We start from the raw sequence: 19,525 nt of genomic DNA on the forward strand, positions 1-19,525 counted from the left end.
TCAACGCTTCGGGAACGCCTCCGGGGACGGCGACGTCCCGCCGGGTACCCGGTCCGGCAGCATCGGGTGGCTGCCCGTGTTCGTCGGCGCGTGCTCCGGGAGCCACAGGACGGCGACCGCGCCCTCGGCCGGTACGTCGGCGGGCGCCCCGGCCGGGCGTACGTTGCGGAAGGTGAGCCGGGCGCCCAGCACCCGGGCCTGGCCGGCCGCGATGGTCAGGCCGAGCCCGTGTCCGCGGCCGGCCCGGTCCGCGCTGCCGGTACGGAACCGGCTCGGCCCCTCCGCCAGAAGGTCCTCGGGGAAGCCCGGCCCGTGGTCGCGGACCCGGATCACCCGGCCCTCGACGCTGACCTCGACCGGCGAGCGGCCGTGCCGGGCCGCGTTGGCGAGCAGGTTGAACAGCACGCGCTCCAGGCGCCGCGGATCGGTGGTGACCTCCGACTCGTGGATCACCCGCACCTCGACGGCCGGGTCCCTGGCCGCTACCCGCCGCGCCACGAAGCCGCCCAGCATGATGTCCTGCAACTCGGCCCGCTCCGAGGCCCCGTCCAGCCGGGCCACCTCCAGAACGTCCTCGACCAGCGTGCGCATCGCCTTCGCCCGGTCCAGGACCAGCTCGGTCGGCCGCCCCGGCGGCAGCAGCTCCGCGGCCGTCAGCAGACCGGTGACCGGGGTGCGCAACTCGTGCGCGATGTCCGCGGTGACCCGGCGCTCCGCCTCGATCCGCTGCTGCAGCGCGTCCGCCATCGCGTCCACGGCCCTGGCCACGTCGTCCGTCTCGTCCCGGACGACACCGCCGATCGCGTCCCGCACCCGGACGTCCGGCTCACCGCCCGCGACCCGGTTCGCGGCGGCGGCCGCCTTGCGCAGCCTGCGCGACAGCTGACCGCCGATGAGCACGCCGAGCGCGCTGCCGCCGAGGACGACCGCGATGGAGCCGATGACCAGGGCCTGGTCCAGGTCGTTGAGGATGTCCGCGCTGCGGTCGGTGAAACCGGAGTGCAGCGACATCACGTGCCCGTCCTTGAGCGGCACGGCCGCCCAGATGTCCGTCACCCCGTTCGGCCGCTCGGAGACGTAGGTGGCCCGCCGCCCGGCGTCGACCTTGCGGCGCAGCTCCGCCGGCAGCCGAGGGTCGTCGATCTTGGCGTTCGGGAAGTTCTGCCGCCCGGACAGCTCGTAGTTGCGCTGCGCGATCAGGACCCGGTCGTCCGCGAGGTCACGGGCGTTGTCCAGCATCGACACCCGGGCCGCGTTGTGCACCACCAGGCTCAGCGCGACCGCCACCAGCGCACCGACCAGCGCGATGGCCGCGCTCAGCTTCCAGCGCAGCCCGGTACGGATACCGCGCGTGCGGACACCGCGCAGGCCGCCCGTGCCGCGCACCCGGACATCGCCCGCGCCCGCCCCGATGTCGCGCACCTCGGTGGTGGGCGGCCGCACCCTCGGTCCGGAACGCACGCCCGGCCCCGTGCGGTCGTCCGGGCCTGCCGGAGGCGAGGCGGTCCGGTCTCGGAAGAACCCCCGCATATCCCTGTATCCCCGCTCAGGCCTTCAACTTGTAGCCGAAGCCGCGGACCGTCTCGATCCGGTCCTGGCCGATCTTGGTGCGCAGTCGCTGCACGTGCACGTCGACGACGCGGGTGTCACCGCCCCAGCCGTAGTCCCACACGCGCTCCAGGAGTTTGTCGCGCGAGAGCACGGTGCCCGGAGCGGAGGAGAACTCCAGCAGCAGCCGCATCTCGGTCGGGGTGAGCGCCACCGGCCGCCCGGCCCGCCGCACCTCCATGCCGTCGGTGTCCACCTCCAGCTCGCCGAAGGTGAGCACACCGCCGCTGTCCGAGGCGCCCGCGCCCTCCGCCCGGTCGCCGCCGCCCGCGTGGCCGAAGCGGCGCAGCACCGCCCGGATCCGGGCGACCAGCACCGCCCCGTCGAACGGCTTGGTGACGTAGTCGTCGGCGCCCGCCTCCAGACCCAGGACGACGTCGATGGAATCGGCCCGCGCCGACAGCATGATCACCGGCACCGTGGACTCGTCCCGGATGCGACGGCACAGGCTGACGCCGTCGAGGCCGGGCAGCATGACGTCGAGGAGGGCGATGTCGGGCCGGTCGGCCCGGAAGGACTCCAGGCCGGACAGCCCGTCGGGCATCGCGGTGACCGCGAAGCCGTCCCGCTCCAGTGCGAGCTGGGTGGCCTCGCGGATGACATCGTCGTCCTCGACGAACAGGACGTGGGTCTGATCTGCCATCCCGGTGTTCTCAGTCCTCGTTGTGTGGTCGGGTCGAACGGGCCGCAGGATCACGGCCTTCACTCGGTCATCGGCGCGGGCCGCCCGATCGGTTCACGTCGGCGGGCACGACGGGCGGTCAGCTGTCCGGTTCCGGTACCGGGCTGGGCGCGTTGCCCACGGCGTTGCTGTAGTCGTTGTGGGTGCGGTACTCCTCGGTGAACCGGCCCGACGCCCAGCGGTACGTGATCACGTTGTCGTCGGACGGACTGGACACCGGGTCGCCCTTCTCGTACACCTGCTTGGTCACCACCAGGTCGCCCCTGTCGATCTCCGCGTAGACCGGGGGCTCCTCGGCCTTGAACACATTCTGGTACGCGCCGTCCTGCTCGCGGTACACGTAACTGCCCACACCCACCGCGTCACCGCACGTCAGCACGTTGACGACGACGTCGTCCGCCGAGCCGTCGGTGAGCTGCCCGTACGACACGTCGACGGGGTACTCGTCGGCGACGCACGGCTTCAGCTCGCGCTTGACCTCCGGCGACACCTTGGGGTCGGCCTTCACGAGCCGCACCGCGTCCACCCGGCCGGGACTCTTCGACGGGGACGCCCGTGCCGCGGGCGTGGGGCGCGGGGAGGCGGCGCCGCCCACCGCGTCGGCGTGCGCCGGACCCTCGTCCCGGGCACCGGTCCCACCGGTTCCGCAGCCGGACAGGGAAACGCCGAGGGCGACGAACACGGCCACCGCCGTACTCGCCGCCTGCGTGGTACGCCGGGTCCCCCCGGGTGTCCGACCGTCGGTCAGGCCGCGCAACGCTCCCGCTCCTCACGCTCCAGCGCCCGTGCGTCCAGATCGCGGGCGACCAGCTCCTCGCGGAGCCGGGCGAGCGCCCTGTGCAGCGTGCTCTTGACCGTTCCCGCCGACATGCCGAGGGCGGCGGCGGTCTCCTCCGTCGACATCTGCTCCCAGTGTCGCAGCACGACGACGCTGCGCTGCTTCGGGGCGAGCACCTTCAGGACGTCCATCAGCAGGGCGCGGTCCGCGTGCTGCTCGGTGGCGTCCTCCATGGGGGACTCGGGGAGCTGCTCGGTCGGCACCTCCTCCAGCTTCCGCGCCCGCCACCACTCGGTCCGGGTGTTGATCATCACCCGGCGCAGGTAGGCGTCCGCGAGGCGCTTGTCCTCGATGGTCTCCCAGCGGCCGTACGTCCGTGCCAGCGCGGTCTGCAGCAGGTCCTGGGCGTCGACGGGGTCGGGGACCAGGCGCCGGGCGCTGCGCAGCAGCGCGTCCTGCCGGGTGCGGACGTACTCCTCGAACTCGAGCACCTCGCCCATGTCAACCGCCTTCCGATCCCCGTATGCCGACGGTGGTCATTCCGCCGGCCCACTGGCTGTGGTCCGTAGTCGTGCCGTGCCCGATGGGCACGCAAACGAAGGTAGGGAAGCGTTGTCACGGCGCTGTGCGAAGCAGCCTGCGGCAAACACTCGGCTGTCCGTCGGTTGTGTAACGAAAGGAGAAGCCGGGCAGGTCGGCAGCCCACTTCATGGCGGCATGCGGTGATTTGCCCGTTGGGGGTGCTGTCACACAGGCACCCGCCACCGTGTCACCGGGCTGTGCGTCAGCTCAGCGGCAGCCGGTACATGCCGTCCGCCAGCGGCTCCACCAGACCGTCGGCCACGAGACCGTCCAGGGCGCGGGCGCGCTGGACCGGCTCCTGCCACACCTGGTCGAGGGCGGCCTGCGGCACCGGCCCGGTCGTCTCCCGCAGTACCGCGAGCAGCCGTCCGCGCACCTGCCGGTCGGTGCCCGCGTACGTCTGGCCGCGCCGCGGCGGCCCCTCGTGCGCGGGCTTGCCGGCCAGCCGCCACGCGCACCGGGCCGCGATGGGGCAGCGGTGGCACGACTCGTTCTTCGCCGTGCAGACCAGGGCGCCGAGCTCCATGGAGGCGGCGGCCCAGCGGGCGGCGCTCGCCTCCTCCTCGGGCAGCAGCGCCCGCGCCAGCTTCCGCTCGGCGGCGGTGGTGGCGTTCGGCGGGTACTGGACGCCGGTCACCGCACGGGCGAACACCCGGCGGACGTTGGTGTCCAGCACGGCGTGCCGCTGGCCGTAGGCGAAGGAGGCGACCGCGGCGGCCGTGTACTCGCCGATGCCGGGCAGCGCGAGCAGCTGGGCGTGGTCGGCCGGTACGTCGCCGCCGTGCCGTTCCGTTATGGCCGCGGCGGCGCCGTGCAGCCGCAGGGCGCGGCGCGGGTAGCCGAGCCGGCCCCAGGCGCGGACGGCCTCGCCGGGCGCCTCCTTGGCGAGGTCGGCGGGGCGGGGCCAGCGGGCCAGCCACTGCTCGTAGACCGGCTGGACGCGGCTCACCGGCGTCTGCTGGAGCATGAACTCACTGACCATCACGCCCCAGGCCCCGGCTTCCGGGCGCCGCCAGGGCAGGTCGCGGGCGTGCTCGTCGAACCAGTCGATGACGGGGGAGTGCAGCGGCACACCGGAGGCGGTCGCGGACGGTGCGGTCGCGGACGACGGTGCGGCCGGGTCGGAGGGGCCGTGGGGCGAGGGCTTCGTGGGCGCAGTCATGACCCTCCGATCCTGCCACGGCGGGACCACCGCACGGGCGCACCGCCACCCGGTGGCGACCACACGCCACCGGACGCACGCCCCCTGACACACGCCCCCTGCCGATCGACACCTGACGATCGGCAGGGGCGCCGCCCCGCCCACCGCTTGTAGCGTCGCCGCCATGAAGGCCACCCGCCCGGGCAACGACACCGGACCCGGCAGGAACACCCCCCTCGCCCCGCCGGCGCCGGGCGGACCGGCGACCTCGGACGGGGACGCGACGCCCCGCGCGCGGGCGGGATCCGGCGGCGGTGCCGGAGCGGCCCACGCGGCCGGCCGGAACAGGCCCGCCACCGAACCGGACCCCGCCCGCGACGACGCCTTCGGGGGACCCCGCACCGACGATCCCGCGCCCGGCGCACGCCCCACCGGTGCCGCCGGCCCCGCCGATCCCGGTCCCGACGCAGGCCGCGCCGGGAACGTCGCGTCCGGCGCGCGCCGCGCCCCGGCGTACACCCCGCCCGCGACCCCGCACCCGGCGTCCGGCTCGCCCGGTTCGTGCCGCTGGGCAGGGGCGTGCTGTTCTGGGGGGCCGTCGCGCTGCCCTCGGTCACCGCGGACCTGGTCGGGATGAACGAGCCGCGTGCCCTCTGGCAGCAGTCGGCCGGTCTGGCGGTGCTCGGCGTGGCCGTCGCGCTCGCCCGACGGCGGCCGCTCGCCGCGTACGCGCTGACCGCGGGCCTGAGCCTGGCCGCCGCCCCGGCTCTGTTCAGCGTGTCCTACGGCCCCGCCCTCGGCGTCCTCGCCCTGCTCCTCGGCCTGCGCGCGCGGCGCCCGCACCCCGCGGTGGCCGGCTTCGTCGGCACCGGTGTCGTCGGCGTCGCCCGGATCGGGCTGACCGGCGCCGACCCGGTGCCCGAGACGCTGGTCCTGAGCGGCACGCTGCTCTTCGGCAGCGTCTTCCCCTGGCTGATCGGACGCTACTGGCGGCAGAGCCGCACCCTCGCCGAGGCCGGCTGGCTCAGGGCGGCCCGACTGGAGGACCGGCAACGGCACGCCGAGGAACGGGCCAGGCTCCGCGAACGGGCCCGTATCGCCCAGGACATGCACGACTCCCTCGGCCACGAACTGAGCCTGCTCGCGCTGCGCGCCGCCGCCCTCCAGGTCGCCCCCGGCCTCGCCGCCGACCACCGTGCCGCCGCGGCCGCTCTGCGCGCCGCCGCCGCGGACGCCACCGACCACCTGCACCGCATCATCGGCGTACTGCGCGAGGACGACGAGCCCGCCCCGCTCGCCCCGGCGGACGAGAGCGTCGAGGAACTCGTCGCCCGGGCCGCCGAGTCGGGACTCCCCGTCCGCTGGGAACCCCAGCCCGCCTCGGCGCCCGCCCCGGAACCCGCCGGCATCGCCGCACGCCTGCTCCACCGGATCGTGCGCGAGGCGCTCACCAACGCGGCCCGGCACGCGCCGGGCGCCCCCGTCGTCGTCGCGGTCCGCGCCCAGGCGTCCGGCACCGCCGTCACCGTCACCAACGACCGGTCCGCCGAGCCCGCCGCCCCCTCGTCGGGAGGCTCGGGGCTGCTGGGGCTGCGCGCCGCCGTGACCGCGGTCGGCGGCGACTTCCGCGCGGGCCCGCACGAGGACGGCTTCCGCGTCCGGGCGTACGTCCCCGCCCAGTGGGGCGCCGCCCACGCCGCCCACGCCGTCCCCAGCTCCCCGCCCGCCTCCTCGGCGCCCTTCGCGCACGCCCGCCGCCGCGTCGCGCTGGGGCTGGGGGCCGCGGCCGGTGCGGGAGCCGTCCTGGTCGGCGCGGCGTTCGGCTGGTACGCGTTCACCGAGACGCGGTCGGTACTCACCCCGGGCGCGTACGCCGAACTGCGCCCGGGCACGCCGTACGACGCGATCGCCGCCGCCCTGCCGGAGCGCGAGGCCCACGATCCGCCGACCGACCGCGCCCCGGCGCCACCCAAGGGCGCCGACTGCCGGTACTACCGGGCGAGCGGCGAACTCCTCGTCTCCGTCGACCACTTCCGGCTCTGCTTCGACGCCCGGGGCGAGCTGGTCGCCAAGGACGTCGTCCCCGGCGCCGGACGACCCGACGCGACATCCCACGAGACATCCCACGAGACATCCCACGTGACATCCCACGAGACATCCGAGGAGCACGCGCCGTGATCCGGGTACTGCTGGCCGACGACGAGACGATGGTGCGCGCCGGGGTGCGCGCCATCCTGGCGAGCGGCGGCGAGAGCGAGGTCGTCGCCGAGGCCGGTGACGGCCGCGAGGCGGTCGAACTGACCCACGCGCACCGCCCCGACGTGGCCCTGCTGGACATCCGCATGCCCCGCCTGGACGGACTCGCGGCGGCGCGGGAGATCGTGCGGACCGCACCCGGCACCGCCGTCGCCATGCTCACCACCTTCTCCGAGCAGAGCTATGTCGCCCGCGCCCTGTCCGCCGGCGCCACCGGCTTCCTGCTCAAGTCCGGTGACCCCTATGAACTGATGGCCGGTGTGCGGGCCGTCGCCCAGGGCGCCGCGTTCCTGTCCCCCAAGGTCGCCCGGTACGTCGTCGAGGACCTCGGCAGGGGCGCCGGTGGCGGCCGCCTGGCCCGCGAGGACCGCGCCCGCACCCGTGTGGCACGGCTCAGCCCCCGGGAGCGCGAGGTCCTCGGCCTCGTCGGCGCCGGCCTGTCCAACCCGGAGATCGCCGCCCGCCTCCACCTGGTCGAGGGCACCGTGAAGGCGTACGTGAGCGCGGTCCTGGACCGGCTGGAGGTACGCAACCGGGTCCAGGCGGCGATCGTGGCGTACGAGGCGGGACTCGTCGGGACGGACACCTGACCCCCCACCGAGAATCCACGCCGGACGCACGCCGCCGGACGCACGCCGCCGGACGCGTGTCACCAGGCACACGTCGCCGGAATCCGCCGCCGGAACACGTCAACGACGCCGGTGCGAGGCGGCGTACGCGGCCGGCGGCGCCGCGGCGGCCGGACCGGGCCCGGTCAGCCACCGCACCGCGGGCGCCGTCGAACCCCGCAGCGCCCCGGCCAGCCGCGTCGCCGGGCGGACGCCCAGACGTACGGCCGCGGCGGCGACCAGGGCGCCGAGCAGCAGCCCGGCGGCGACGTCGTGCGGGTAGTGCACGCCGACGAAGACCCGCGAGAAGGCCATCAGCAGGGCGAGCGGCACCGTCAGCCACACGATCGCCCGCCGGACCAGGACCAGGGCGACGGCGGAAGCGCCTGCGATCGTCGCGTGGTTGCTCGGGAAGGACCAGTCGCCGGTCGGCGGACACTCGGCCAGCGACGGGACCGCACCGGCGACCGCCCGGCACGGACGCTCCTCCGTGAAGCCGGACTTGAGCAGCTCGCTGCACACGTACGCCACAGCCGTGGCCACAGGTGCAAGGACCGCGATAGCGAACGCCCGGGTGTCACCGCGGCGCGAGCGCCACCAGGCGGCGACGAACAGCGCCCCGAACACCAGGATGCCCGCCTCCGTCCACACCTCCGCCGTGTGCCGGACCCATGCCGGGGTGTCCTGGGCGAAGCCGGTGATGTCGCGGTACAGCCCGTCGTCTGCGAAGTCTCCCAAAGTCATGCTCACGGACGGTAGGCGAGCGCCCGAAACGGTCACACCCAGCGATCGGCACCCGTGACACCTGACGATCGGCAGGGGTCCGGGACGGTCTGCGGAATGATGATCCGTAAAAGTTGTGGGCCTGAACGGCGGGTAGGACAAGGGAACGCGCCGATCTCTCGTACAGTTTGCGCCGTGGGATCTCTGCGCAATCCGGTCGGGCCGCTTCCCTCCTCCATTTACTGGCGACGGAGGGCTGTACTGCTGTCTGTTTTCGCCCTGTTGGCGTTGTTGATCGCGTGGGTCGTGATCTCCGGCGGCGGGGGCGGCGGCAACGGCCGCGAGGACGGTGCCGACGGCAAGAACCCGGCCCCGTCGATCACTCCGGGCCCCTCGGGTTCCGGCCCGGCGATCAGTCAGGCGCCGGGCGGGCGCGACGAGTCGGGAGGCGGGGACTCCAGCGGCTCCGGATCGGGCACGGGTTCGGGCGGTGGCGACGGCTCCGGCGCGGGCTCGGGCGGCGGGTCGGGCTCGGGCGGCGGTGAGTCCGGTGGTGACGGATCGGGCTCCGGCGGTGGCGGTGGTTCCGCGGGCGGCGCGGTGACCGGTGTCGGCGCGGGGGACGCGCTGCCGGCCGGGTCGACCCTGCCCAACTGCACGCCGGGATCGGTGAAGTTCAGCCTGCGCAGCGTCCGCAACAGCTACTCGCCCGGACAGACCCCCGCCTTCGAACTGACCGCGCGGAACACCTCCGCTGCCGACTGCGAGGTCGATCTCGGCCCGAAGAACGCGGTGTTCACGATCACCCCGGCCAGCGGCGACGACGCCTACTGGGCCTCCGACGACTGCGTCAAGGGCGCGGGCAGCCTCCGCTACCGGGTGGCCGCCGGCAGCGGCATCACCTACACCGTGAAGTGGGACCGCAAGCCGAGCGCCCCCGAGTGCGGGACGCCGCCGGCGGGCTCGGCCAAGGCGGACACCTACCTGGTGGAGGCCAAGGCGGCCGGGTTCGAGAAGGTACGCACGTCGTTCGTGCTCAAGAACGACTGACCGTTCCCGCCCGGGAGCGGTCGACGGGGCCCGCGCGACCGACGGCGCGGGCCCGGCCGGTCCGGCCGCGCCGGGTCAGACGTAGCGCTCCAGGATCGACGACTCGGCCAGCCGCGACAGCCCCTCCCGCACGCTGCGCGCCCGCGCCTCGCCGACCCCGTCCACCGTCTGGAGGTCGTCCACACTCGCCGCGAGCAGCTTCTGCAGACCGCCGAAGTGCTCCACCAGCCGGTCGATGATCGCGCCGGGCAGCCGGGGCACCTTCGCCAGCAGCCGGAACCCGCGCGGCGACACCGCCGAGTCCAGCGTCTCGGGCGACCCGGTGTAGCCCAGGGCCCGGGCCACCGTCGACAGTTCCAGCAGCTCGGCGTGGCTGAGCTTGTCCAGCTCGGCCAGCGCCTCGTCGACCGTACGGGACCGCTTCGCTGTCGGCTCGGGCACGTAGTCCCGCACGACCAGCTCGCGCTCGGGCTCCACACCGGCGATCAGCTCGTCCAACTGCAGGGCCAGCAGCCGTCCGTCCGTCCCCAGTTCCACCACGTACTCGGCGATCTCGGTGGCGATCCGGCGCACCATCTCCAGCCGCTGCGCGACCGCCGAGACGTCCCGCACCGTCACCAGGTCCTCGATCTCCAGCGCCGAGAGGGTGCCGGCGACCTCGTCGAGCCGCAGCTTGTACCGCTCCAGCGTCGCCAGTGCCTGGTTGGCCCGGGACAGGATCGCCGCCGAGTCCTCCAGCACGCGCCGCTGGCCGTCCACGTACAGCGCGATCAGCCGCATCGACTGCGACACGGAGACGACGGGGAAGCCGACCTGCTTGCTGACGCGGTCCGCGGTGCGGTGCCGGGTGCCGGTCTCCTCCGTGGGGATCGTCGGATCCGGCAGGAGCTGCACCCCCGCCCGCAGGATCTTCGACAGGTCCGAGGACAGCACGATGCCGCCGTCCAGCTTGCACAGCTCGCGCAGCCGGGTCGCGGTGAACTCCACGTCCAGCACGAAGCCGCCCGTGCACATCGACTCGACGGTCTTGTCGGAGCCCAGCACCATCAGACCGCCGGTGTTGCCGCGCAGGACCCGCTCCAGGCCGTCCCGCAGGGACGTCCCGGGCGCCACGGCGCTGAGCGAGGCGCGCATCAGGCCATCGGCACCGGCACTCCCACCGGACTTTCCGGGAGCTGCTGCCCGGTCGTTGGCTGCCACTGCACTCCTCCGGTCGCAGGTTCTTCTGGCGCTCCCGTGTCGTACATTCGGTCGTACGGACGGGCGAGACCAGGGCAAAGTCTACCGGCGGTCCTCCGCCTCCCGGGTGGCCTCTCGACGACGCGAGCGGGGGAGCACCCGCAGGGCGTCCCCCATGTCCGCGACTTCCAGGACCTTCATGCCGTCGGGGACCCTGCCGGGATCGGCCGGTACCAGGGCGTGTGTGAAGCCCAGCCGGTGTGCTTCGGAGAGCCTGCGCTGCACGCCCGTGACCCGTCTCACCTCGCCGGCGAGGCCGACCTCGCCGATCGCGACGAGGTTCTTGGGCAGCGGAGTGTCACTCGCCGCACTGGCCAGCGCCAGCGCGACGGCGAGGTCGGCGGCCGGCTCGGAGAGCTTCACCCCGCCGACCGTCGCGCTGTAGATGTCCCTCTTGCCCAGGGCGCTGATCCGCCCGCGCTGCTCCAGCACCGCCAGCATCATCGACACCCGCGACGTCTCCAGGCCGGAGGTCGTGCGCCGGGGGGAGGGGATCTGCGAGTCGACGGTCAGCGCCTGCACCTCGGCCACCAGCGGGCGGCGGCCCTCCAGGGTGACGGTCAGACAGGTGCCGGGCACGGGCTCGGCACGCCGGGTGAGGAACAGCCCGCTGGGGTCGGCGAGCCCGGTGATGCCCTCGTCGTGCAACTCGAAGCAGCCGACCTCGTCGGTGGTGCCGTACCGGTTCTTGACGCCCCGCACCAGCCTCAGGCGCGCGTGCCGGTCGCCCTCGAAGTGCAGCACGACGTCCACGAGGTGCTCGAGGAGCCGCGGCCCGGCGATGGCCCCGTCCTTGGTGACGTGGCCCACCAGCAGCGTGGACATCCCGCGCTCCTTGGAGGCCCGGATCAGCGCGCCCGCCACCTCCCGCACCTGCGCCATGCCGCCGGGGGCGCCGTCGATCTCGGGCGAGGCCACCGTCTGCACGGAGTCGAGGATCAGCAGCGACGGCTTCACCGCGTCCAGGTGCCCGAGCACCGCCGCGAGATCGGTCTCGGCGGCCAGGTACAGGTGGTCGTCGATGGCGTGGATCCGGTCGGCCCGCAGCCGCACCTGGCTCGCCGACTCCTCACCCGTGACGTACAACGTCCGGTGCTCGTCGCTCGCGGACTTGGCCGCCACGTCGAGCAGCAGCGTGGACTTGCCGACGCCGGGCTCGCCCGCGACGAGCACCACGGCACCGGGCACCAGGCCGCCGCCGAGCACCCGGTCCAGCTCGGGCACGCCGGTGGAGCGGGCGGTCGCCTGCCGCACGTCGACCTGCCCGATCGGCACGGCGGACGTGGTCACACGCCCCGGAGTGGTCGTACGCACGGCGGGCGTGCCGTACTCCTCGACCGTGCCCCATGCCTGGCATTCGGGGCAGCGGCCGAGCCACTTGGCCGTCTGCCAGCCGCACTCGGTGCAGCGGTAGGACGGCCGTTCCTTGGCGGACTTCGTACGGGCAGCCATGCACGAACCGTAACCGCCCCCACTGACAACGACGCCTCCCGCGGCCCCCGCGCGCACCCCCTCGGGCACCCCGAACGGACGACCGCCACCCCGCCCCGGCCACGGAACAACAGCTTCCTGTCCCCTTATGAGGGATCGTTTCACCCGTACGGATTAAAAGTGTCCAACGCGCCAGTTCGCGCCACCCATAGCCCCCTACGGTCGCCGGGTGATGAGGAGCAGTCCGGAGACCACGACCCGCACGACCGGCGCACACCGGGCGCACCGGGAAGCGCGCGACCGCACCGCGGCGAGGGCACTGGCGCAGCCCCCGGCGCCGCGTCCGCCCGCGCGGTACGCCGCGTACGAGGCGTATCTGGACGGCCTGTTCACGTACTGCCTGTCCGTGCTCTGCGACCACGACGCCGCCACGGCCGCCCTGGGCGACGTCCTCGCGCTCGCCGAGCGCCGCGGCCACCGCGGCCCCGGATCCGCCGCCGACCGCAGGGCCTGGCTGTACGCGCTGGCCCGCTGGGCCTGTCTGCGGAAGCTGGCCGAGGCCAAGCAGAAACGTCCGAGCAGCCACGCGGCGGGCCGCCCCGCACCCCACGCGCCCGCCGCCGCCCCCGCCGACGAGGAGGCACAGCGGCGCCACCGCCGCGAACTGGCCCGCCTCGCCTGGCCGGAGGCCGCCGGCACCACCCCCGAGCAGCGCGAGGCCCTCGAACTGGCCGTGCGCCACCACCTCGCCCCGCACGAGGTCGCCGCCGTCCTCGGCACCGACCTCGCCGCCACCCGGGAACTGCTCGCCTCCGCCGCCTGCGAGGTGGAGCGCACCCGCGCCGCCCTGGCCGTCGTCGAGACCGGCACCTGTGCGGGCGTCGCCCGCCTGACCGGCGACAACCGCTACGTCCTGAGCAGCGCCCTGCGCCGCGAGCTGGTCCGGCACGTCGACGACTGCCCGCGCTGCCGCCGCACCGCCGAGCGCGCGATCCCCGGCCGCTGGCCGGGCACCAGCGTCACCCCCGCCGAACTGCCCGTCCTGGCGGCCCCCGCAGCGCGCTGCACCTCGCCCCGGCCCACGGCCCGCGCGCGCGGGCCGCCGCCCCCGCTTCGACCGGCGCGGCTTCCCGATGGACCCCAAGGACCGCGCGGCCCGCCGGGACCGCCTGCGCGCCCGCGCCGTCACCACCACCGTCGTCGCCACCGTCGTCGCGGCCCCCGTGCTCGCCCTGTGGGCGGCCTACCGCGGCACCCCCGTCGTCGAGGGCGAGGACGGCCGCGCGGCCAGCGCCAGCGAGGCCCAGGACCCCGACGGCCCGGGGGGCGGGCCGGCGGGCGGCGGACACGGCTACGAGAACGCCGGAAACGCGACCACCACCCCGGGCGCCGGCTTCGGCAAGAACGGCGGGGCCGACGTCTCCGTGGAGGTCGTCGGAGTCGCCGACGCGGGCGGGAAGGGCACCGGCCGGCTGGAGGTGACGGCCGGCCACCGCGGCGACACCACGCTGATCACCCTGACGGCGACCGGTGACGCCCCGGTGAGCTGGTCCGCGTCCGTCGGCGCCTCCTGGCTCTACCTGAGCCAGTCCTCGGGCACCCTGCGTCCCGGCGAGGCCGCGACCGTCAGGGTGTACGTCGACCACCTGCGCGAGCCGTCGGGCCACTGGAGCGCACGGGTGGCCGTCGCGCCCGCGGGCGCCGCCGTGTCCATCGAGGGATACGGCACCGCGCCCGCCCCGTCCCACCCGGGCCCGCGCCCCGGCCCGCCCGACGACACGTCGTCCCCGTCCCACCCCGGCCCGGACCCGTCCCCGTCCACGCCGCAGTCGCCCGACCCCACGCCCACCGACGACCCGCCGCCCACGTCGCCCGGCCCGGACCCGACGCCCACCGAGCCGTCCCCGACCGGCGGAACGGGCGGCGGGCCGGGCGGCTCGTCACCGCCGCCGACCGACAGCGGCACCCCGAGCCCGACCGCCCCGTAGGGGCCGGTACGACGGGCCGCGGGACCGGTCTCAGCGCGCGGGGTCCGCCGGATGCGGTGCCAGCAGCGGCAACCGGGACGCCAGCCGCTCCTCGCACAGCTCGACCAGCCGGTCGTAGCCCGCCTTGCCCATCAGCTCGATCAGCTCCGGCCGGTAGGACACGTACACCGGGTCGCCCGCGCCGTGCGCCGAGGTCGCCGAGGTGCACCACCAGTGCAGGTCGTGACCGCCCGGACCCCAGCCGCGCCGGTCGTACTCGCCGATCGACACCTGCAGCACCCGCGTGTCGTCGGGCCGGTCGATCCACTCGTAGGTCCGCCGCACCGGCAGCTGCCAGCAGACGTCCGGCTTGGTCTCCAGCGGTTCCCGGCCCTCCTTCAGCGCCAGGATGTGCAGCGAGCAGCCCGCGCCCCCGGCGAACCCCGGCCGGTTCTGGAAGATGCACGAGCCCTGGAAGGGCCGGGTCTGCCGGGAGCCCTCGTCGTCCTCGGAGACCCAGCCGTCCCGCGTGCCCTCGGCGTGGTGCTGCCAGATGTCCGGCGTGAGCCTCGCCACGTGACCGGCGACCCGCTTCTCGTCGTCCTCGTCGGAGAAGTGCGCGCCCAGCGAGCAGCAGCCGTCGTCCGCGCGGCCCGCCTGGATGCCCTGGCAGCCGCTGCCGAAGATGCAGTTCCAGCGGGAGGTCAGCCATGTCAGATCACACCGGAAGACCTGCTCGTCGTCCGCCGGATCCGGGAACTCCACCCAGGCGCGCGCGAAGTCGAGACCCTTCTCGTCGCCCGCTTTGTGCTGCTTGCCGCTCTTGGCCGACTTTTCGTCCTTCGCCTTTTTCGTCTTTGGCACGGCTCCAGGGTAAGTCGTCGGAGCCGCAGGACGGCACCGCCGCACGCCCCGTCGGCAGTAGCGTTCCGTACATGAGACTCGGTGTCCTCGACGTGGGTTCGAACACGGTGCATCTGCTGGTGGTGGACGCCCACCCCGGCGCCCGCCCGCTGCCCGCCCACTCGCACAAGGCGGAACTGCGCCTCGCCCAGCTCCTCGACGAGGACGGGGCGATCGGCCCCGACGGCGTCGACCGGCTCGTCGCGGTCGTCCGGGAGGCGCTCCAGGCCGCCGAGGACAAGGGCGTCGAGGACCTCCTGCCGTTCGCCACCTCGGCCGTGCGCGAGGCGAGCAACGCCGACGACGTCCTCGCGCGCGTGCGCCAGGAGACCGGCGTCGAGCTGACGGTCCTCAGCGGCGCCGAGGAGGCCCGGCTGACCTTCCTCGCCGTCCGCCGCTGGTTCGGCTGGTCGGCGGGCCGCCTGCTGGTCCTCGACATCGGCGGCGGCTCCCTGGAGATCGCCTACGGCATCGACGAGGAGCCCGACGCCGCCGTGTCGCTGCCGCTCGGCGCGGGCCGGCTGACCGCCGCCCGGCTGCCCGACGACCCGCCCCACCCGGACGACGTCAGGGCGCTGCGCCGCCACGTCCGCACCGAGATCGCCCGCACCGTCGGCGAGTTCAGCCGCTTCGGCGCCCCCGACCACGTGGTCGCCACCTCCAAGACCTTCCGGCAGCTGGCCCGCATCACCGGCGCCGCCCGCTCCGCGGAGGGCCTCTACGTCCAGCGCGAGCTGAAACGCGCCTCCCTGGAGGCATGGGTGCCCCGCCTGGGCGCCATGACCAGCGCCGAGCGCGCCGAACTCCCCGGCGTCTCCGAGGGCCGCGCGAACCAGCTCCTGGCCGGCGCCCTGGTGGCCGAGGCCGCGATGGACCTCTTCCACGTCGAGAGCCTGGAGATCTGCCCGTGGGCGCTCAGAGAGGGCGTGATCCTACGGCGCCTGGATCACATGGGCCAGGAATAACGCGCCCCAAAGGGGCGCGGGGAACGGCGCGAGCAACCACGACACACCCGCAGCCGCCGCTATGGCACTCACCACAACGGCGATCAGGCACCCCGCGGCTGCCGGCCGGCACCCCGTACCCTGACCCCCGTGGCAAATCCCAGGGACGTGACCCGCATCGCGGACGCGAAGGTCGCCCTGTCGACGGCTTCCGTCTACCCGGAGTCGACGGCGACGGCCTTCGAGATCGCCGCACGCCTCGGTTACGACGGCGTCGAGGTGATGGTCTGGACGGACCCGGTCAGCCAGGACATCGACGCGCTGCGCAGACTCAGCGACTACCACCGCATGCCGATACTCGCCGTGCACGCACCGTGTCTGCTCATCACCCAGCGCGTCTGGTCCACCGACCCCTGGGTCAAGCTCCAGCGCGCCCGCGCCGCCGCCGAGAAGCTCGGCGCGTCCGCCGTGGTGGTGCATCCCCCGTTCCGCTGGCAGCGCCAGTACGCGCGGGACTTCGTCGACGGCGTCTGGCGGATGGCGAACGAGACGGACGTCCGCTTCGCCGTCGAGAACATGTACCCCTGGCGCTACCGCGACCGCGAGATGCAGGCGTACGCCCCCGACTGGGACGTGACCAAGGACGACTACCGGCACTTCACGATCGACCTCAGTCACGCCGCCACCTCCCGCACCGACGCCCTCGACATGCTCGACCGCATGGGTGACCGCCTCGGCCACGTCCACCTGGCCGACGGCAAGGGCTCCGCCAAGGACGAGCACCTCGTCCCCGGCCGCGGCAACCAGCCCTGCGCCGAGGTGCTGGAACACCTCGCGCACACCGGCTTCGACGGGCACGTCGTCATCGAGGTCAACACCAGGCGCGCGATGTCCGGCGCCGAACGTGAGGCCGACCTCGCCGAGGCGCTGGCCTTCACCCGCGAGCACCTGACGCGGTCGGCGTCCCCGCTCGCGGGAGGCCGGGCGGCACGGACGGACCGCCGGTGAGCGACGCCGGCGGGACCACCCGCCGCCGCGGCCGCCCCCGCGGTACGGAATCCGCCGGCACCCGCGACCGCATCCTCGCCACCGCCCGCGAGGAGTTCTCCGAGCGCGGCTACGAGAAGACCTCCGTCCGCGGCATCGCCAAGGCGGCGGGCGTCGACCCGGCGCTGGTGCACCACTACTTCGGCACCAAGGAGCAGGTCTTCGAGGCGGCCGTCGAGGTCGCCTTCGCCCCCGCCATGGATGCCCCCGAGACGATCGCCGAGGGCCCTCTGGACGCGGTCGGCGAGCGCCTGACCCGCTTCGTCCTCGGCGTCTGGGAGAACCCCGCCACCCGCGCCCCCCTGCTGGCCATCCTCCGCTCGGCGGTGAACAACGAGACCGCCGCCACCGTCTTCCGCCGGCTGATCGTCGGCCGGCTGCTGCGCCGGGTCGCCGCCCAGCTGAACCTGCCCGACGCGGAGCTGCGCGTCGAGCTGGCGGCGGCGCAGCTGGTGGGGTGCGCGATGCTCCGCTACGTGATCAGGGTGGAGCCGCTGGCCTCGGCGGACCCGGAGCAGATCGTCGCCCGTCTGGCACCGGTCGTCCAGGGACACCTCACCGGCCCGTGACGCCCTTCACCGGCCCCCGAGGGCACCCGCCGACGCTGTGCGGCGAGACGTGCGTCCCGCATTCCGGACACCCTGTCCCGACCCCTGGATGACCGGCGTACGCTCGACGGCAGTCATAACCCTCCGAAGGAGCGAGCGACGATGCCCGAACTGAGGTCCCGCACAGTCACCCACGGCCGCAACATGGCGGGCGCCCGCGCCCTTATGCGTGCCTCCGGTGTACCCGGCGCGGACATCGGGCGGAAGCCGGTCATCGCCGTCGCCAACAGCTTCACGGAGTTCGTGCCGGGCCACACGCACCTGGCCCCCGTCGGCCGGATCGTCAGCGAGGCGGTCACCGCGGCCGGCGGCATCCCGCGCGAGTTCAACACGATCGCCGTGGACGACGGCATCGCGATGGGCCACGGCGGCATGCTCTACAGCCTGCCCTCCCGCGACCTGATCGCGGACAGCGTGGAGTACATGGTCGAGGCCCACTGCGCCGACGCCCTGATCTGCATCTCCAACTGCGACAAGATCACCCCGGGCATGCTCAACGCGGCGCTGCGCCTGAACATCCCCACGGTCTTCGTCTCCGGCGGCCCGATGGAGTCCGGCCGCGCCACCCTGGTCGACGGCACGGTGCGCACCCTCGACCTGGTCGACGCGATGTCGGAGGCGGTCAACGACAAGATCTCCGACGAGGACATCCTCCGCATCGAGGAGAACGCCTGCCCCACCTGCGGCTCCTGTTCCGGCATGTTCACCGCCAACTCGATGAACTGCCTGACCGAGGCGATCGGGCTCTCCCTGCCCGGCAACGGCTCGGTCCTGGCCACCCACACCGCCCGCAAGGCGCTCTACGAGAACGCCGCCCGCACGGTCCTCGACCTGACCCGCCGCTACTACGAGCAGGACGACGACTCGGTCCTGCCCCGCAACATCGCCACCCCCGCGGCCTTCGGCAACGCCATGGCGCTGGACATCGCGATGGGCGGCTCCACCAACACGATCCTGCACCTGCTGGCCGCCGCCCAGGAGGCCGAGGTCTCCTACGGCCTCGCCGAGATGGACGCCCTCTCGCGCCACGTCCCCTGCCTGGCCAAGGTCGCGCCCAACGTCGCCAAGGACCGCACGTACTACATGGAGGACGTGCACCGCGCGGGCGGCATCCCGGCCCTCCTCGGCGAACTGCACCGCGGCGGCCTGCTCAACGAGGACGTCCACTCCGTCCACAGCCCGTCCCTGGCCGACTGGCTGAAGACCTGGGACGTGCGCGGCGGCTCCCCCTCCAAGGAGGCCGTCGAGCTGTGGCACGCGGCGCCCGGCTGCGTCCGCTCCGCCGAGGCCTTCTCCCAGTCCGAGCGCTGGGACTCCCTGGACGAGGACGCCGAGGGCGGCTGCATCCGCTCCGTCGAGCACGCCTACTCCGAGGACGGCGGCCTCGCGGTCCTGCGCGGCAACCTCGCCGTCGACGGCTGCGTGGTCAAGACGGCGGGCGTCGACGAGTCCATCTGGACCTTCGAGGGCCCGGCGGTCGTCTGCGAGTCGCAGGAGGAGGCCGTCCAGAAGATCCTCACCCAGCAGGTGAAGGAGGGCGACGTCGTCGTCATCCGCTACGAGGGCCCCAAGGGCGGCCCCGGCATGCAGGAGATGCTCTACCCGACCTCGTACCTGAAGGGCCGCGGCCTCGGCAAGGCGTGCGCCCTGGTCACCGACGGCCGTTTCTCCGGCGGCACCTCGGGCCTGTCCATCGGCCACGCCTCGCCCGAGGCGGCGGCGGGCGGCACGATCGCCCTCGTCGAGGACGGCGACCGCATCCGCATCGACATCCCGAACCGCTCCATCGAGCTGCTCGTGGACGACGCCGAACTGTCCCGCCGCGAGCAGGCCCTGAACGGCGTGTACGCCCCGAAGAACCGCGAGCGCAAGGTCTCCGCGGCCCTGAAGGCGTACGCCGCGATGGCCACCAGCGCCGACAAGGGCGCGGTCCGAGACGTGAGCAAGCTGGGCTGACA

At 74.2% G+C, this 19,525-nt stretch carries 16 protein-coding genes and 1 pseudogene; 8 read left to right on the top strand and 9 right to left on the bottom strand.

The genetic code is table 11. From position 1 onward, the window contains the following. The 5 genes from cseC to BJ961_RS02150 all read right to left on the bottom strand — a co-directional run bounded on the left by cseC (position 1) and on the right by BJ961_RS02150 (position 4,812). Positions 1-1,530, bottom strand: a complete 1,530-nt coding sequence (gene cseC, locus BJ961_RS02130) for a two-component system sensor histidine kinase CseC (RefSeq protein WP_271319612.1) — start codon at positions 1,528-1,530, stop codon at positions 1-3. 16 nt (positions 1,531-1,546) lie between these two features. After that, the gene (gene cseB / locus BJ961_RS02135; protein WP_271319613.1) at positions 1,547-2,251 is read right to left on the bottom strand and encodes a two-component system response regulator CseB; all 705 of its coding nucleotides are present in this window, start codon (positions 2,249-2,251) and stop codon (positions 1,547-1,549) included. 118 nt (positions 2,252-2,369) lie between these two features. Continuing rightward, on the bottom strand, positions 2,370-3,047 hold the full coding sequence (locus BJ961_RS02140; RefSeq protein ID WP_271319614.1) for a hypothetical protein: 678 nt from the start codon (positions 3,045-3,047) through the stop codon (positions 2,370-2,372). Beyond that, positions 3,035-3,568, bottom strand: a complete 534-nt coding sequence (locus tag BJ961_RS02145; protein WP_271319615.1) for a SigE family RNA polymerase sigma factor — start codon at positions 3,566-3,568, stop codon at positions 3,035-3,037. Before BJ961_RS02145 ends, BJ961_RS02140 begins: the two co-directional genes overlap by 13 nt. Positions 3,569-3,852: 284 nt before the next feature. Further along, on the bottom strand, positions 3,853-4,812 hold the full coding sequence (locus BJ961_RS02150) for an HhH-GPD family protein (RefSeq protein ID WP_271319616.1): 960 nt from the start codon (positions 4,810-4,812) through the stop codon (positions 3,853-3,855). Between the two features lie 540 nt (positions 4,813-5,352). On the opposite strand from BJ961_RS02150, the gene BJ961_RS02155 reads away from it, so the two are divergent. Beyond that, positions 5,353-6,969, top strand: a complete 1,617-nt coding sequence (locus tag BJ961_RS02155) for a sensor histidine kinase (protein WP_271319617.1) — start codon at positions 5,353-5,355, stop codon at positions 6,967-6,969. After that, positions 6,966-7,637, top strand: a complete 672-nt coding sequence (locus BJ961_RS02160; protein ID WP_271319618.1) for a response regulator transcription factor — start codon at positions 6,966-6,968, stop codon at positions 7,635-7,637. Before BJ961_RS02155 ends, BJ961_RS02160 begins: the two co-directional genes overlap by 4 nt. 99 nt (positions 7,638-7,736) lie before the next feature. Here the strand turns inward: BJ961_RS02160 and BJ961_RS02165 are convergent, their stop codons facing one another. After that, positions 7,737-8,399 (bottom strand): phosphatase PAP2 family protein, encoded by a 663-nt coding sequence (locus BJ961_RS02165; RefSeq protein WP_271319619.1) that lies wholly within the window; start codon positions 8,397-8,399, stop codon positions 7,737-7,739. A 174-nt stretch (positions 8,400-8,573) separates the two neighbouring features. Between BJ961_RS02165 and BJ961_RS02170 the strand changes: the two genes are divergently transcribed. Further along, a complete protein-coding gene (locus BJ961_RS02170; RefSeq protein ID WP_271319620.1) occupies positions 8,574-9,428 on the top strand; it encodes a hypothetical protein in 855 nt (284 codons plus the stop codon). Positions 9,429-9,503: 75 nt separating this feature from the next. Here the strand turns inward: BJ961_RS02170 and disA are convergent, their stop codons facing one another. Then, positions 9,504-10,628: a DNA integrity scanning diadenylate cyclase DisA gene (gene disA / locus BJ961_RS02175; RefSeq protein WP_271319621.1), complete on the bottom strand. Its 1,125-nt coding sequence runs from the start codon at positions 10,626-10,628 to the stop codon at positions 9,504-9,506. 81 nt (positions 10,629-10,709) lie between these two features. After that, positions 10,710-12,119 (bottom strand): DNA repair protein RadA, encoded by a 1,410-nt coding sequence (radA, locus tag BJ961_RS02180; protein WP_271319622.1) that lies wholly within the window; start codon positions 12,117-12,119, stop codon positions 10,710-10,712. A gap of 211 nt (positions 12,120-12,330) precedes the next feature. On the opposite strand from radA, the pseudogene BJ961_RS02185 reads away from it, so the two are divergent. After that, a pseudogene (locus BJ961_RS02185) lies at positions 12,331-14,086 on the top strand (BACON domain-containing protein). Between the two features lie 30 nt (positions 14,087-14,116). Here the strand turns inward: BJ961_RS02185 and BJ961_RS02190 are convergent. Beyond that, positions 14,117-14,929, bottom strand: a complete 813-nt coding sequence (locus BJ961_RS02190; RefSeq protein ID WP_271319623.1) for a hypothetical protein — start codon at positions 14,927-14,929, stop codon at positions 14,117-14,119. A gap of 71 nt (positions 14,930-15,000) precedes the next feature. On the opposite strand from BJ961_RS02190, the gene BJ961_RS02195 reads away from it, so the two are divergent. From BJ961_RS02195 to ilvD, 4 genes are all read left to right on the top strand, one after another. Next, complete coding sequence (locus BJ961_RS02195; RefSeq protein ID WP_271319624.1) at positions 15,001-15,933, top strand: Ppx/GppA phosphatase family protein; 933 nt, start codon at positions 15,001-15,003, stop codon at positions 15,931-15,933. A 129-nt stretch (positions 15,934-16,062) separates the two neighbouring features. After that, complete coding sequence (locus BJ961_RS02200; RefSeq protein WP_271319625.1) at positions 16,063-16,920, top strand: sugar phosphate isomerase/epimerase family protein; 858 nt, start codon at positions 16,063-16,065, stop codon at positions 16,918-16,920. After that, a complete protein-coding gene (locus tag BJ961_RS02205; RefSeq protein WP_271319626.1) occupies positions 16,917-17,528 on the top strand; it encodes a TetR/AcrR family transcriptional regulator in 612 nt (203 codons plus the stop codon). Before BJ961_RS02200 ends, BJ961_RS02205 begins: the two co-directional genes overlap by 4 nt. Positions 17,529-17,669: 141 nt before the next feature. Next, entirely contained in the window at positions 17,670-19,523 is a 1,854-nt protein-coding gene (gene ilvD / locus BJ961_RS02210) for a dihydroxy-acid dehydratase (RefSeq protein ID WP_271319627.1), read from the top strand. Positions 19,524-19,525: the final 2 nt, after the last annotated feature.

This window comes from Streptomyces lienomycini (assembly GCF_027947595.1).
Lineage (GTDB): Bacteria > Actinomycetota > Actinomycetes > Streptomycetales > Streptomycetaceae > Streptomyces > Streptomyces lienomycini.

Coding starts and splice junctions, on each gene's coding strand:
- cseC (WP_271319612.1), bottom strand. CDS start 1,530: ATGCGGGGGTTCTTCCGAGACCGGACCGCCTCGCCTCCGGCAGGCCCG.
- cseB (WP_271319613.1), bottom strand. CDS start 2,251: ATGGCAGATCAGACCCACGTCCTGTTCGTCGAGGACGACGATGTCATC.
- BJ961_RS02145 (WP_271319615.1), bottom strand. CDS start 3,568: ATGGGCGAGGTGCTCGAGTTCGAGGAGTACGTCCGCACCCGGCAGGAC.
- BJ961_RS02150 (WP_271319616.1), bottom strand. CDS start 4,812: ATGACTGCGCCCACGAAGCCCTCGCCCCACGGCCCCTCCGACCCGGCC.
- BJ961_RS02165 (WP_271319619.1), bottom strand. CDS start 8,399: ATGACTTTGGGAGACTTCGCAGACGACGGGCTGTACCGCGACATCACC.
- radA (WP_271319622.1), bottom strand. CDS start 12,119: ATGGCTGCCCGTACGAAGTCCGCCAAGGAACGGCCGTCCTACCGCTGC.
- BJ961_RS02195 (WP_271319624.1), top strand. CDS start 15,001: ATGAGACTCGGTGTCCTCGACGTGGGTTCGAACACGGTGCATCTGCTG.
- ilvD (WP_271319627.1), top strand. CDS start 17,670: ATGCCCGAACTGAGGTCCCGCACAGTCACCCACGGCCGCAACATGGCG.